This is a genomic window from Vibrio sp. 10N.261.52.A1 (genome assembly GCF_002876325.1).
Classification (GTDB): Bacteria; Pseudomonadota; Gammaproteobacteria; order Enterobacterales; family Vibrionaceae; genus Vibrio; species Vibrio chagasii.
The window spans coordinates 1-14,583 of sequence record NZ_MCYD01000114.1 but is presented as its reverse complement, the minus strand read 5'-3'; the positions used below and the strand labels follow the sequence as shown (position 1 = coordinate 14,583).

Genomic DNA, 14,583 nt, shown 5'->3' with positions numbered 1-14,583 from the left:
TATAGGGGCTCTTTAAAACTATTAAGAGCATCTTGTTTAAATGGAACGTTGGCAAAATATTCAAAATGTAGTGGTTGTGGGGCTCGGTATTACCGGGCTCTCTGTCGTTAAACATCTCGTAAAATATCAGCCTCATACGCATGTGAAGGTCATTGATACGCGAGAGCTACCACCAGGAAAGGAATCTTTGCCTGAATCGGTAGAGCTGCATTCTGGAAGTTGGAATAACCAATGGCTAGCTGAGGCTGATTTAGTGGTTGCTAACCCAGGAATTGCTTTAGCGACGCCGGAAATTCAAGATGTGCTTCAAGCAGGAACGCCTGTCGTTGGTGACATTGAGCTGTTTGGCTGGGCAGTCGATAAACCTGTTGTGGCAATCACTGGTTCAAACGGTAAGAGTACCGTGACGGATTTGACGGGTGTGCTTGCTAAAGCTACTGGGCTTAATGTTGGTGTTGGCGGCAATATTGGTATTCCTGCCCTAGACCTCCTAGAACTTGATGCCGACTTATATGTTCTTGAGCTTTCAAGTTTTCAGCTAGAAACCACATCGAATTTAAAACTTGCTGCTGCGGCATTCTTAAACCTGTCTGAAGATCATATGGATCGCTATCAGGGCATGACTGATTACCGCGAGGCCAAGTTAAGAATCTTTAATAACGCGCAGTGTGCGATTGTAAATCGTGAAGACAAAGAGACTTACCCTGACCAAACAATGCCATTGGTAACTTTTGGACTAGATAACCAAGAGTTTGGTGTATCAACGATTGATGGTTGTGATTGGCTGGTCGATAACGGTAAACCTGTCCTTACTACTAAAGATTTAACATTGGTTGGACGTCACAATGTGGCAAATGCGTTAGTCTCACTTGCACTATTGAAGCAAGTTGGTATCGACTACAACAAAAGTCTTGAGGCTTTGAAAGCCTATAACGGTTTGACGCATCGTTGCCAAGTGGTGGCTGACAAGCGCGAAATCAAATGGGTTAATGACTCCAAAGCAACCAACGTAGCCAGCACATTGGCGGCTCTGTCTGGTTTAGAGTATCAAGGTACGTTATATCTTCTGGTTGGCGGCGTGGGTAAAGGTGCTGATTTTAGCGAGTTGGAACCTGTATTAGCGCAACTTGAACGTGTTCAATTGTGTTGTTTCGGTGAAGATGCAGAACAATTCATGCCTCTGCACCCATCGGCACAAAAGTTCGATACCATGCAGCAGATAATCGAATCCATCTCGCCACAGCTGGTGGCTGGAGATATGGTGATGCTGTCTCCGGCGTGCGCAAGCTTCGATCAATTTAATAATTTCATGGCAAGAGGTGATGCGTTCACTGAGCTTGCTCATGAGTATGCTTAACGTGTTGAAGGACTAACATTCAGTGCAAAGAGTCAAAGAGATTAATCAATCCATCTGGCAGTGGCTAAATCGTGCTACTCCCGAGGCGCTTTACGATCGTCAATTGGTGTGGATTGCTCTTGGACTAATGCTGACTGGCTTGGTGATGGTTACGTCTGCTTCGTTCCCCATCAGTGCTCGTTTAACCGATCAGCCGTTTCACTTTATGTTCCGTCACGCGATCTTCCTGTTGCTCGCACTGGGTGTATCCAGTGTGATATTGCAAATCCCGATGAAGCGCTGGTTTCAATACAGCATGTACCTGTTGGGCTTATCTTTCTTCTTGCTAGTCGTAGTATTAGCCGTCGGTAAGTCAGTTAACGGTGCATCTCGCTGGATACCTCTTGGGCTATTTAACTTACAGCCTGCCGAGGTCGCTAAGCTTTCTTTGTTTATCTTTATGGCGGGCTACTTGGTTCGTAAGCAAGACGAAGTGAGAAAAACCTTCTTCGGCGGTTTTGCAAAACCCATCATGGTGTTTGGTGCTTTTGCCGTCTTGCTACTTGGTCAACCCGACTTAGGTACCGTAGTTGTAATGTTGGTAACGCTGTTTGGCATGCTGTTCATTGCTGGTGCCAAACTGTCACAATTTATTGCCTTGATGGTCGCTGGTATTGCCGCCGTCGTTGGTTTGATTGTCATAGAACCTTACCGTGTTCGACGTGTGACTTCATTCTGGGAACCATGGAATGATCCATTTGGTAGCGGCTACCAATTAACTCAATCATTGATGGCGTTCGGCCGCGGTGATTGGATGGGACAAGGGCTTGGTAACTCGATTCAAAAACTCGAATACTTACCAGAAGCGCATACCGATTTTGTATTTGCGGTCTTGGCTGAAGAGCTTGGCTTTGTCGGTGTTACCTTAGTATTAATGTTGATCTTCAGCTTGGTGTTAAAAGCCATTCTTATCGGCAAAAAAGCCTTTGAACATGATCAAGTGTTCAGTGGCTATCTGGCTTTTGGTATTGGTATTTGGTTTGCGTTTCAGACGCTTGTTAACGTAGGTGCTGCATCTGGCATCGTTCCGACCAAAGGTCTAACCCTCCCGCTAATCAGTTACGGTGGTTCAAGTTTAATTGTTATGTCTGTGGCGGTATCAATGCTGCTGCGCATTGACCACGAATGCCGAATGCAACAAAAAGAACAAGCTGATAGTCAAAACGAATTAGTAGAATAAGAATCTAAAGCGATGAAACAAAACAAAAAACTTTTAGTGATGGCTGGTGGTACTGGCGGTCACGTTTTCCCGGGGTTAGCAGTAGCTAAAAAGCTTCAGCAACAAGGTTGGGAAATTCGCTGGTTAGGCACAGCAGACAGAATGGAAGCGGATTTAGTGCCAAAACATGGCATTGAAATCGACTTCATTAAAGTGAAAGGCCTGCGTGGTCAAGGCATTAGCAAGCTAATTAAAGCCCCATTCCAAATTATTAATGCCATACTTCAAGCAAGGCAGCACATTAAAGCATGGCAGCCAGATGTCGTGCTTGGCATGGGTGGTTATGTGAGTGGTCCTGGTGGCATTGCGGCATGGTTATCAGGCATTCCTGTGGTTTTGCATGAACAAAATGCAGTGGCGGGCCTAACTAACCAGTGGCTATCTAAGATTGCGAAAAAGGTTTTCCAAGCTTTCCCTGGCGCGTTTCCAACAGCAGAGGTCGTGGGGAACCCAGTTCGTGAGGATGTGGTTGCGTTACCGGAACCAGAGCAGCGCATGACTGAGCGTGATGGCGATATCCGTATTTTGGTGATGGGTGGCAGCCAAGGGGCAAAAATCCTCAATGATACTTTGCCTGTAGCGATGGCACAGCTTGGAGAAGGCTTCACAGTGATGCACCAAGCGGGTAAGAACAATCAACAGCAAGTGATTGAACAATACAAATCACATTCTGTAGATAATGTTCAAGTAACTGAATTTATTGATGATGTGGCGCAAGCCTATGAGTGGGCGGATCTATTAGTGTGTCGCTCAGGTGCGTTAACCGTATCAGAGGTATCAGCAGCCGGTGTCGGTTCAATTTTTGTTCCGTTTATGCACAAAGACAGACAGCAAGCACTGAATGCCGACCATTTAGTTGAATGTGGTGCGGCGTTAATGATTGAACAGCCACAACTGACGGCTGAAAAGTTAGCGAACACCATCGCTGAGCTTGATAGAAATGAATTAAAAATGATGGCAACAAAAGCGCGTCAAGCAGCCAAGCTTGATGCTGACGTTGCTGTCGCTGAAGCGATTAAAGCTTTAGCAAAATAATGAGACTGAATTGATGACGATTGAACATACCCAAGACTTAGCGCAAATCCGTGCAATGGTGCCAGAGATGCGCCGTGTTAAATCTATCCACTTCATTGGTATTGGTGGTGCTGGAATGAGCGGGATTGCTGAAGTCTTGCTAAATGAAGGCTACCAGATCACTGGTTCTGATATCGCTCAAAATCCAGTGACAGAGCGTTTAGTTAGCAAGGGTGCGACCGTTTACATAGGGCACCAAGCAAGTAACGTTGCTGATGCAAGTGTAGTCGTGGTATCAACCGCTATCAACGAAGAGAACCCAGAGATTATTGCCGCTCGTGAAGCGCGTACGCCTATCGTTCGTCGTGCAGAAATGCTGGCTGAGCTGATGCGTTTTCGTCACGGTATTGCTGTGGCAGGTACGCACGGTAAGACAACAACAACGGCTTTGGTTACACAGATTTACTCTGAAGCAGGTTTAGATCCAACGTTTGTAAACGGTGGGTTAGTGAAAAGTGCAGGTACCAATGCCCGCCTTGGTTCGAGTCGTATCTTGATTGCTGAAGCTGATGAGAGTGATGCATCATTCTTACACTTGCAACCTATGGTGAGTATCGTAACCAATATCGAAGCGGATCACATGGATACCTATGGCGGTGACTTCGAAACACTAAAGCAGACGTTTATCGATTTCTTACACAACCTGCCATTCTACGGTCAGGCTGTGATGTGTGTGGATGATCCTGTTGTACGCGAGCTTATTCCTCAGGTTAGCCGCCAAGTGATCACTTACGGTTTCTCAAAAGATGCGGACATCCGTATTGAAAACTACGTACAAGAAGGCCAGCAAGGTAAGTTCACGGTTGTACGTGAGGGTAAAGCTAATCTGGATATCACGTTAAACATTCCAGGTCGTCACAATGCACTGAATGCCTCTGCGGCGATTGCAGTGGCAACGGAAGATGACATCAGCGATGAAGCGATCCTAAAAGCGATGGCAGGTACCGAAGGTACTGGGCGTCGTTTCGACCATCTTGGTGAGTACGAGACGGGTAATGGTGTCGCAATGCTGGTTGATGATTATGGTCATCACCCAACCGAAGTTGATGTAACGATTCAGGCTGCTCGAAGTGGTTGGGCTGATAAGCGTCTCGTGATGATTTTCCAGCCGCACCGTTACAGCCGAACACGTGATTTATATGATGATTTTGCGAACGTTCTTGAGCAGGTTGATGTCTTAATCTTATTAGATGTTTATTCTGCGGGTGAGAAACCTATTGCAGGTGCAGACGGGCGCTCATTAAGTCGAACTATTCGCGGGCGTGGTAAGATTGACCCAATCTTTGTTGCTGATATCAACACGCTGCCATCGGTTTTAGCTAACGTGATTCAAGGCGGCGACCTTGTATTGACGCAGGGTGCAGGCGATGTTGGCCGCGTTGCTAAGCAACTAGAATCGTTACAGTTAGACATTAATAAAATGCAGAACGTGTAGCAGAATACTGTCTACATACTGTGGTCAATCGCTCACTTCTTGCGATTGACCTAAAATTGACCAAAAATCTTATTATCAACGTTTGATAGTTTGATTTTGCTCAGTATAATTCATAGGTTAAAGTAAGTGCTTTTACCTCTATTACGAAGATAGGGAATAGAATTGCGAACCAACGACAGGGAAAGCGGGCTTTGGTAGAAAGTACTTTTAGCGAAAACCGCAACCTATTCAGTTTACCATCGTTAAAGAAACACGCCCTAGGCGGGTCCTTTTTTGTCATGGTATTGCTATTCATTGGGTTTCTTTTCTACACCACACTGACTTGGATGTGGGACGATCAACGATTGCCTCTCTCCAAAATAGTCATTCAAGGTGACTTAACTTATGTAACCGCTGGTGATGTTCAACATGCTTTTGGAAGACTCGAGCATATTGGTACATTCATGTCACAAGACATTGGTGTGTTGCAAGACAGTTTAGAAGCATTGCCTTGGGTGTCTGTTGTCTCTATTCGTAAGCAGTGGCCAGACACAATAAAAGTATTTTTGACTGAGTATCATGCTGCAGCAATCTGGAACGGCAACATGCTGTTGAATGATGATGGTCAGGTGTTTAATGGCGATATCGGCCTTCTGAAAGGCGATAGAGTTAAGCTTTACGGCCCAGATGGCACCAGCCAAGAAGTGATCGAAAAGTGGAAAAAGATAACCCCTTTGATTAACAGTCTAGGGTTAACGGTTACCTCACTTGTTCTCAACGAACGTCGCGCTTGGCAAATAATCCTAGATAACGGTATCCGTCTAGAACTAGGTAAAGATTCTTTAGATGAGCGTGTTGAACGCTTCATTTCGCTTTACAACGAACTCGGTAGTAAGGCGAATCAAGTGAGCTACATCGACCTCAGGTATGATACGGGAGCCGCTGTAGGCTGGTTTCCAGAGCAAGAGTTAGAAGAGAGCACAGATGACTAAGACCGCAGATGACAACATAATCGTTGGTCTTGATATAGGCACTGCGACCATATCAGCTCTGGTTGGTGAAATACTGCCTGATGGTCAAATCAATATCATTGGCTCTGGGCAAAGCCCATCCAGAGGTATGGATAAAGGTGGTGTGAACGACCTAGAGTCGGTAGTTAAGTCAGTTCAGCGAGCAATTGATCAAGCAGAGTTGATGGCGGAATGCCAAATCAGCAATGTGTTTATCTCGCTATCAGGCAAACATATCGCAAGCCGAATTGAAAAAGGCATGGGCACTATCTCTGATGAAGAGGTGTCTCAAGACGATATGGATCGAGCGATCCATACTGCGAAATCAATTAAAATAGGTGAAGAGCAGAGAATTCTGCACGTGATCCCACAAGAATTTACCATTGATTATCAAGAAGGGATTAAGAACCCACTTGGTCTGTCTGGTGTTCGAATGGAAGTGAGCGTTCATCTTATTTCTTGCCATAGCGACATGGCGAGAAACATTATTAAAGCTGTTGAACGATGTGGTCTCACAGTAGAGCAAATCGTGTTTTCAGGACTTGCCTCAAGTAATGCGGTAATTACTGAAGACGAGAGAGAGCTCGGAGTGTGTGTGGTTGATATCGGTGCAGGTACAATGGATATTTCCATTTGGACTGGCGGCGCGCTACGACACACAGAAGTCTTTTCCTATGCAGGAAATGCAGTAACCAGTGATATTGCCTTCGCTTTCGGTACGCCAGTGAGCGATGCTGAAGAGATAAAAGTAAACCATGGTTGCGCTCTGAGTGAACTCGTTAGCAAGGATGACTCTGTTAACGTCCCAAGTGTTGGTGGTCGCCCGTCAAGAAGTTTGCAACGACAAACTTTGTCGGAAGTGATTGAACCACGTTACACTGAACTTATGGGCCTCGTTAACCAAACTATCGATACGGTTCAATTACAGCTACGAGACGAAGGTATTAAACACCACCTTGCAGCTGGCGTCGTCCTCACTGGTGGAGCGGCACAAATTGACGGATTGGTAGAGTGTGCGGAACGTGTTTTCCGCAATCAAGTTCGAGTTGGTAAGCCATTAGAAGTTAGTGGCTTAACTGATTATGTTAAAGAGCCGTATCATTCTACGGCGGTTGGTTTACTTCATTACGCAAGAGATTGTCAGATCAGTGATGAAGGTGATTACAGCGAACCTAAGCGTTCAGCACCTTCGATGTCTGGTTTATTTGGTAAATTGCGTAATTGGATACAAAAAGAGTTTTAACCTGAGTTGCAGGAAAAAACGGAGATAACACATGTTTGAACCGATGATGGAAATGTCTGACGATGCAGTAATTAAAGTCGTTGGAGTTGGTGGCGGTGGCGGTAACGCTGTTGAGCACATGGTACGTGAATCAATCGAAGGCGTAGAATTCATCAGTGTTAATACTGATGCGCAAGCACTTCGTAAAACAAGCGTGAGCAGCGTGATCCAAATTGGTGGTGATATCACTAAAGGTCTTGGTGCTGGTGCAAACCCACAAGTAGGCCGTGATGCAGCTCTCGAAGATCGAGAAAGAATTAAAGAAGTTCTAACTGGCGCCGATATGGTATTTATCGCAGCTGGTATGGGCGGTGGTACTGGTACAGGTGCTGCTCCAGTTATTGCTGAAGTTGCGAAAGAGCTAGGTGTGCTAACCGTTGCTGTTGTAACTAAGCCATTTAGCTTTGAAGGCAAAAAGCGTCTAGCGTTTGCTGAGCAAGGTATCGAAGAGCTTTCTAAACATGTGGATTCATTAATTACGATTCCAAATGAAAAGCTACTTAAAGTACTAGGCCGTGGCGTTACACTGCTAGAAGCTTTCGCAAGTGCAAATGATGTACTTAAAAACGCTGTACAAGGTATCGCTGAGCTAATTACTCGCCCTGGTATGATCAACGTCGACTTCGCGGATGTTCGCACCGTAATGTCGGAAATGGGGCATGCAATGATGGGTAGCGGTATCGCAAAAGGTGAAGACCGTGCTGAAGAAGCTGCTGAAACGGCAATTTCTAGCCCACTACTAGAAGACATCGACCTAGCTGGCGCGCGTGGCGTTCTTGTGAACATCACAGCAGGCCTAGATATGCGTCTAGATGAGTTCGAAACAGTAGGTAACACAGTTAAGGCATTCGCTTCTGATAACGCAACAGTTGTGATTGGTACTTCTCTAGACCCTGATATGACGGACGAAATCCGTGTAACTGTTGTTGCAACAGGTATCGGTACAGAGAGAAAGCCAGACATTACATTAGTTGCTGGTGGTAAAGCTAAGGTTGCAGCAACTCCTCAACCACAAGTAGCGGCACAAGCTGCACCAAAAGTGGAAGAGAAAGTGGCACAGCCATTGCAAGAAAAAACTGAGGTAAAACCTCAAGTTAAGCCGCAGCCAACAACGTCGCCTGTTTCTTCAGGTACAGGCGCTAGCCAAAGTGCAGCACCTAAAGCTGAAAAAGAGAGCGGATACTTAGATATTCCAGCATTCTTACGACGTCAGGCTGATTAACAATTACCCAAAATTTGACTATCGTCGAATTAATGGTAAAATTCGCGGTCGGTAAATACTGGCCGTGATTTGTAGCACTGATAACGAGGCAAGCAGATGATCAGACAACGTACTCTGAAAGAAATTGTGAAAACAACTGGTGTGGGTCTCCACTCTGGTCGTAAAGTCACACTTACTCTTCGCCCGGCAGCTGCAAATACAGGTATTGTTTACCGTCGAACTGATGTAAATCCACCTGTAGATTTTCCAGCTGATCCAGCATCAGTTCGTGACACCATGTTATGTACTGCTCTTGTGAATGACGAAGGTGTACGTATTTCTACAGTGGAACACCTAAACGCGGCTCTAGCGGGCATGGGCATCGACAATATTATTGTTGAAGTAGATGCACCAGAGATCCCAATTATGGATGGTAGCGCAAGCCCATTCGTATACTTGCTACAGCAAGCGGGTGTTGAAACACTGAATGCACCAAAACGTTTCATTCGCATCAAAAAGCCAGTTCGTTTTGAAGACGGCGATAAGTGGGCAGAATTTGTACCATTTAACGGCTTCCGCATGGACTTTGAGATCGAGTTCAACCACCCAGCAATTGAGTCTGACGAACAGCATTTATTGTTTGATTTCTCTTCTCAAGGCTTTGTGAAAGAGATTTCTCGAGCTCGTACTTTCGGCTTCATGCGTGATATCGAATACCTTCAATCACAAAACCTGTGTTTGGGTGGTAGCTTTGATTGTGCAATCGTACTAGACGAATACCGCATTCTTAATGAAGAAGGTCTACGTTTTGACAATGAGTTTGTAACTCATAAAGTACTAGATGCGATTGGTGACCTATACATGTGTGGACACGCTATTATCGGTGAGTTCCGTGCATACAAATCAGGTCACGGCCTAAACAACCAACTGCTACGTGCAGTACTTGCTGACGCAGAAGCTTGGGAATGGGCAACATTTGAAGAAGAAGCTGGCTCGCCAGTGGCTTTTGCTGAACCAGGAATGGTTCTAGCGTAATTGTTGTTTTTAACAATGTAAGATTTCGAAAACCAGGCTATCGGCCTGGTTTTTTTGTATCTATTTTCCAGATACAGTGTCATCAACATCCGAAAGTCATCGACTAATGGGCGCCAGTCTGGCTAATCCATCAGCAATTAGAAAGAAAAGTTCCAAGCACATCAAACAAATGGGGTTATAAATGGTCGTTGGTGTGAAAATTACTTACACTAAGGGGCATTAATTTTAACTCAAGCCTTGAAAACTCTACTCTCAAGTACAATATCAGAAATACTAGATTTATCTCAGTATCCTTGGTTAGTAACTGAAGACTGGTTCATCGCTAGTAGAGACTGACGGCATTTAAAATAGATCGCGGACGATCTGAGAACGAAGAGATTCCAAGCACATGATTACTAAGCTGCTGACAAAGGTAATTGGCAGTCGCAATGACAGAACACTGCGCCGCCTTAGAAAAATTGTAAAAGAAATTAATAACTACGAGCCAACGTTTGAAGCGCTTTCTGACGAAGAGCTAAAAGCGAAAACTGTTGAGTTCCGTGAGCGCTTAGATAAAGGTGAATCGCTAGACCAACTTCTACCGGAAGCATTTGCTACGGTACGTGAAGCGTCTAAGCGTGTTTACGGCATGCGTCACTTTGACGTGCAATTGATTGGTGGCATGGTTCTAAATGCTGGCCAAATTGCAGAGATGCGTACTGGTGAGGGTAAGACTCTTACAGCAACTCTACCAGCTTATCTTAACGCCCTACCAAGCAAAGGTGTTCACGTAGTAACGGTGAACGACTACCTAGCTAAGCGTGATGCGGAAACGAACCGCCCATTATTTGAATTCCTTGGTATGACTGTTGGCGTGAACGTGCCAAACATGGCTCCGCCAGAGAAAAAAGAAGCATACCAAGCGGATATCCTATACGGAACAAACAACGAGTTTGGTTTCGATTACCTACGCGACAACATGGCTTTCCGTGCTGAAGATCGTGTTCAACGCGAACGCTTCTTTGCTGTAGTCGATGAGGTTGACTCAATCTTAATCGATGAAGCGCGTACACCTCTTATTATCTCTGGCCCGGCTGAAGATAGCTCAGATCTTTACACGCGTATTAACACATTGATTCCTCATCTTGAGCGTCAAGATAAAGAAGATTCTGAAGAGTACCGTGGTGAAGGTCACTACACCATGGACGAAAAATCTAAGCAGGTTCACCTGACTGAAAACGGTCAAGAATTTGTTGAAGAGCTAATGGTGAAAAATGGTCTGATGGAAGAGGGCGATACGCTTTACTCTCCAACAAACATCAGCTTACTACACCATGTTAATGCTGCGTTGCGTGCTCACGTATTGTTTGAGAAGAACGTAGACTACATCGTAACTGAAGAAGGCGAAGTGGTTATCGTTGATGAACATACTGGCCGTACAATGCCAGGTCGTCGTTGGTCTGAAGGTTTACACCAAGCTGTTGAAGCAAAAGAAGGTGTGAAGATTCAGAATGAAAACCAAACGCTAGCTTCGATTACCTTCCAAAACTTCTTCCGTCTGTACGAGAAACTGTCAGGTATGACAGGTACAGCCGATACTGAAGCTTTCGAATTCCAGTCTATCTATGGCCTAGAAACGGTTGTTATCCCAACTAACAAACCTATGGTTCGTAACGATATGCCAGATGTGGTTTATCGTACAGAAGAAGACAAATTCAATGCGATCATTGAAGACATTAAAGACCGTGTTGCTGCAGGACAGCCATCACTGGTTGGTACAGTTTCTATCGAGAAATCAGAGCTACTGTCTAACGCACTGAAAAAAGCAAAAATTAAGCACAACGTACTCAACGCGAAATTCCACGAGAAAGAAGCGGAAATCGTAGCGCAAGCAGGTACACCTGGTGCAGTAACCATCGCAACTAACATGGCCGGTCGTGGTACCGATATCGTGTTAGGTGGTAGCTGGCAGTCTGAAGTTGAGAAACTACAAAACCCAACTCAAGAGCAGATCGACAAGATCAAAGCGGATTGGAAAGTGGTTCACGACAAAGTACTAGAGTCAGGTGGTCTACACATCATTGGTACAGAGCGTCACGAATCTCGTCGTATCGATAACCAGCTACGTGGTCGTTCTGGTCGTCAAGGTGATGCAGGTTCTTCACGCTTCTACCTATCGATGGAAGACTCGCTACTACGTATCTTCACATCTGATCGTATGGCTGGTCTTATCCAGAGCGGTATGGATGAAGGTGAAGCGATCGAATCTAAGATGCTATCTCGTTCTATTGAAAAAGCACAACGTAAAGTTGAAGGCCGTAACTTCGATATCCGTAAGCAACTTCTAGAGTACGATGATGTAGCCAATGACCAACGTAAAGTGGTTTACGAGCTGCGTGACGAGCTCATGGGCTCTGACGACATCAGCGAAATGATTGAGCATAACCGTGAAGACGTGTTTACGTCGGTTATCGATGAGTACATTGCTCCGCAATCGCTAGAAGATATGTGGGACATCGCTGGTCTACAAGATCGTCTGAAGAACGACTTCGACCTAGACTTTGATATCCAAGGTTGGTTGGACGAAGACGACAAGCTTTACGAAGAAGCACTACGTGAACGTATCCTAGGCATGGCTGTTGATGCTTACAAACAGAAAGAAGAAGTGGTTGGTGCACAAGTGCTACGCAACTTCGAGAAGTCTGTAATGCTGCAAACGCTAGATGGTCTATGGAAAGAGCACTTGGCTGCGATGGATCACCTTCGTCAAGGTATCCACCTGCGTGGTTACGCTCAGAAGAACCCGAAACAAGAGTACAAGCGCGAGTCGTTTGAATTGTTTGAAGGTCTACTGGATGTACTGAAGTCAGACGTTATTACTATCCTTTCGAAAGTTCGCGTTCAGCAACAAGAAGAAGTAGAAAAGATGGAAGCGCAGCGTCAAGCTCAAGCTGAAGAAGCAGCGCGTCGTGCACAAGCGCAACACGCAACAGCAGAAAACCAGCTAGGTGATGATGAAGCAGAAGCAGCGTCGCCACAAACAGTAGTACGTGATGAGCGTAAAGTTGGCCGTAACGAGCCTTGCCCATGTGGTAGCGGTAAAAAATACAAACAGTGTCACGGTAAAATTAATTGATGCTTTGCTGTAAAGGCTGATAACTGCGTCGGCGATGCTCATTTACACTTGTAAACTCCGCGTCGCCTCCTTGTTCTCAACCATTACAGCTTTGCCTAAATATAATTTTATTTATTCAAGAGTCGCTTAGGCGGCTCTTTTTGTATGTGAAAATAATAAGGTTTCGATTGCGTCATCCTCGAGAGTGAGGGAGGAGCGAGTTGGGGATCTTTCGAACTAACAAAAGAGCTGATTCCCCATCTAATTCGTTCCTCATTGTAGGGAATGACGGTAGAGACATAGAAGGAACACCATCAATGAAAAGAATCCATATCGTAGCGGGTATCATCTTCAATCAAGATAAGTCACAGGTTTTTATCACTAAGCGTCCAGATGACAAGCACAAAGGTGGCTTCTGGGAATTTCCAGGTGGCAAGGTTGAAGAGGGTGAGACCATTGAGCAAGCGATGACTCGTGAGCTTGATGAAGAGATCGGTATCAAGGTTACTGAGCAGTCTTTGTTTGAGCACCTTGAATTCGATTACACGGACAAGTCACTTAAGTTTGATTTCATACTCGTGACTGATTTTGAAGAGCAGCCTTATGGCAAAGAAGGTCAGCAAGGTGAATGGGTAAGCCTTGAATCATTGGATCAGTACGCTTTCCCTGAAGCAAATGTGCCAATTTTAGAGCGAGTGATAAAAGAGTTTTCTTAATTGCTAGCCTGAGTTTGAGATTGTTGTTAGTTTAAAGAGATTAATCGAATGAATGTTGCTGCAAGAGAACTGCGGTAACAGTAACCAAAACAATGGAGATATTCGCAGTGGTAAGAATTGCAATCGCAGGAGCAGCGGGTCGTATGGGCCGCAACTTGGTGAAAGCCGCTCATCATAATTCAGAAGCTAGTGTTGGCGCTGGCTCTGAACGTCCCGAGTCATCATTAGTTGGCGTTGATGTTGGCGAGTTATGTGGGGAAGGTCGTTTTGATGTTGCTCTTGTGGATGACTTGTCTAAAGCCATCGAAGAGTTTGATGTGATCGTCGACTTTACCGCACCTGTTAGCACGTTAGCGAATATTGAACTTTGTAAACGCCACGGTAAAAAACTCATCATCGGTACGACAGGCTTCTCAGAAGAGGAGAAGCAGATGATTGATGCAGCCTCAAAAGAGATGCCTATCGTAATGGCACCAAACTACAGTGTAGGCGTGAACCTGGTATTTAAGCTGCTAGAAAAGGCCGCTAAAGTGATGGGTGATTACTGTGATGTTGAAATCGTTGAGGCCCACCACCGTCATAAAGTGGATGCACCATCAGGTACTGCGATTGGTATGGGTGAAGCGATCGCCGGTGCTATGGGTAATGAGCTGAACGATGTGGCGGTATGGTCACGTGAAGGCATCACTGGCGAACGTACGAAAGATGAGATTGGCTTCGCAACGATTCGTGCCGGTGACATCATCGGAGAACACACTGCTATGTTTGCAGATATCGGCGAACGAGTGGAGATTACTCATAAAGCGACTGACCGAATGACCTTTGCAAACGGTGCGATCAAAGCTGCTGTTTGGCTCAATGACAAGCCAGCAGGCTTTTATACCATGACAGATGTCCTTGGTTTGAATGATCTGTAAATAGATAATTATGCGCTGGCAATTGCCGGCGCTTTCTTTATTTGCTACCTTTAACGCAGTATTCTTGTTTCTCACCTCTCTCTTAAACCTACCTTTTAACATCGTTTTTACCTCACTTTTCTTGTTGTTTTGTTGTCTTGGTCTTATTTTTGGATTAGATCTTTAAATCTTCATGTTTTCTGTTTGTATTTATCGATTGCTTTTTGTTGGTGATGTTTTTAGTAC

General features: G+C 45.1%; 11 protein-coding genes. All 11 read left to right on the top strand.

The window, feature by feature from the left end; translation table 11 throughout:
* Window positions 1-40: 40 nt before the first annotated feature.
* The 11 genes from murD (at window position 41) to dapB (ending at window position 14,358) form a co-directional block, all read left to right on the top strand.
* Window positions 41-1,357 (top strand): UDP-N-acetylmuramoyl-L-alanine--D-glutamate ligase, encoded by a 1,317-nt coding sequence (gene murD / locus BCT81_RS01500; RefSeq protein ID WP_102423060.1) that lies wholly within the window; start codon window positions 41-43, stop codon window positions 1,355-1,357.
* 22 nt (window positions 1,358-1,379) lie between these two features.
* Entirely contained in the window at window positions 1,380-2,576 is a 1,197-nt protein-coding gene (gene ftsW / locus BCT81_RS01495; RefSeq protein WP_061033378.1) for a cell division protein FtsW, read from the top strand.
* A gap of 12 nt (window positions 2,577-2,588) precedes the next feature.
* Entirely contained in the window at window positions 2,589-3,650 is a 1,062-nt protein-coding gene (gene murG / locus BCT81_RS01490; RefSeq protein ID WP_102423059.1) for an undecaprenyldiphospho-muramoylpentapeptide beta-N-acetylglucosaminyltransferase, read from the top strand.
* Window positions 3,651-3,663: 13 nt separating this feature from the next.
* Window positions 3,664-5,124 carry a UDP-N-acetylmuramate--L-alanine ligase gene (gene murC / locus BCT81_RS01485; protein WP_102423058.1) on the top strand — a complete coding sequence of 487 codons (1,461 nt, stop codon included), beginning with the start codon at window positions 3,664-3,666 and terminating at the stop codon, window positions 5,122-5,124.
* Between the two features lie 191 nt (window positions 5,125-5,315).
* The gene (locus BCT81_RS01475) at window positions 5,316-6,095 is read left to right on the top strand and encodes a cell division protein FtsQ/DivIB (RefSeq protein ID WP_102423056.1); all 780 of its coding nucleotides are present in this window, start codon (window positions 5,316-5,318) and stop codon (window positions 6,093-6,095) included.
* Window positions 6,088-7,356 carry a cell division protein FtsA gene (gene ftsA, locus BCT81_RS01470; protein ID WP_004740737.1) on the top strand — a complete coding sequence of 423 codons (1,269 nt, stop codon included), beginning with the start codon at window positions 6,088-6,090 and terminating at the stop codon, window positions 7,354-7,356. The genes BCT81_RS01475 and ftsA overlap by 8 nt, the downstream gene beginning before the upstream one ends.
* Window positions 7,357-7,387: 31 nt before the next feature.
* Window positions 7,388-8,617, top strand: coding sequence for a cell division protein FtsZ (gene ftsZ, locus BCT81_RS01465; RefSeq protein ID WP_061033376.1), 1,230 nt, complete (start codon window positions 7,388-7,390; stop codon window positions 8,615-8,617).
* Between the two features lie 96 nt (window positions 8,618-8,713).
* Window positions 8,714-9,631, top strand: coding sequence for a UDP-3-O-acyl-N-acetylglucosamine deacetylase (lpxC, locus tag BCT81_RS01460; RefSeq protein WP_004740735.1), 918 nt, complete (start codon window positions 8,714-8,716; stop codon window positions 9,629-9,631).
* A gap of 388 nt (window positions 9,632-10,019) precedes the next feature.
* On the top strand, window positions 10,020-12,746 hold the full coding sequence (gene secA / locus BCT81_RS01455; protein ID WP_102423055.1) for a preprotein translocase subunit SecA: 2,727 nt from the start codon (window positions 10,020-10,022) through the stop codon (window positions 12,744-12,746).
* A 296-nt stretch (window positions 12,747-13,042) separates the two neighbouring features.
* On the top strand, window positions 13,043-13,441 hold the full coding sequence (gene mutT, locus BCT81_RS01450) for an 8-oxo-dGTP diphosphatase MutT (protein ID WP_102423054.1): 399 nt from the start codon (window positions 13,043-13,045) through the stop codon (window positions 13,439-13,441).
* A gap of 92 nt (window positions 13,442-13,533) precedes the next feature.
* Window positions 13,534-14,358, top strand: a complete 825-nt coding sequence (dapB, locus tag BCT81_RS01445) for a 4-hydroxy-tetrahydrodipicolinate reductase (protein ID WP_198596818.1) — start codon at window positions 13,534-13,536, stop codon at window positions 14,356-14,358.
* Window positions 14,359-14,583 lie beyond the last annotated feature (225 nt).

Bases quoted from the DNA above. Each gene is read 5' to 3' on its own strand.
- murD (WP_102423060.1), top strand. From the start codon at position 41: ATGGAACGTTGGCAAAATATTCAAAATGTAGTGGTTGTGGGGCTCGGT.
- murG (WP_102423059.1), top strand. From the start codon at position 2,589: ATGAAACAAAACAAAAAACTTTTAGTGATGGCTGGTGGTACTGGCGGT.
- murC (WP_102423058.1), top strand. From the start codon at position 3,664: ATGACGATTGAACATACCCAAGACTTAGCGCAAATCCGTGCAATGGTG.
- ftsA (WP_004740737.1), top strand. From the start codon at position 6,088: ATGACTAAGACCGCAGATGACAACATAATCGTTGGTCTTGATATAGGC.
- ftsZ (WP_061033376.1), top strand. From the start codon at position 7,388: ATGTTTGAACCGATGATGGAAATGTCTGACGATGCAGTAATTAAAGTC.
- lpxC (WP_004740735.1), top strand. From the start codon at position 8,714: ATGATCAGACAACGTACTCTGAAAGAAATTGTGAAAACAACTGGTGTG.
- secA (WP_102423055.1), top strand. From the start codon at position 10,020: ATGATTACTAAGCTGCTGACAAAGGTAATTGGCAGTCGCAATGACAGA.
- mutT (WP_102423054.1), top strand. From the start codon at position 13,043: ATGAAAAGAATCCATATCGTAGCGGGTATCATCTTCAATCAAGATAAG.
- dapB (WP_198596818.1), top strand. From the start codon at position 13,534: ATGGAGATATTCGCAGTGGTAAGAATTGCAATCGCAGGAGCAGCGGGT.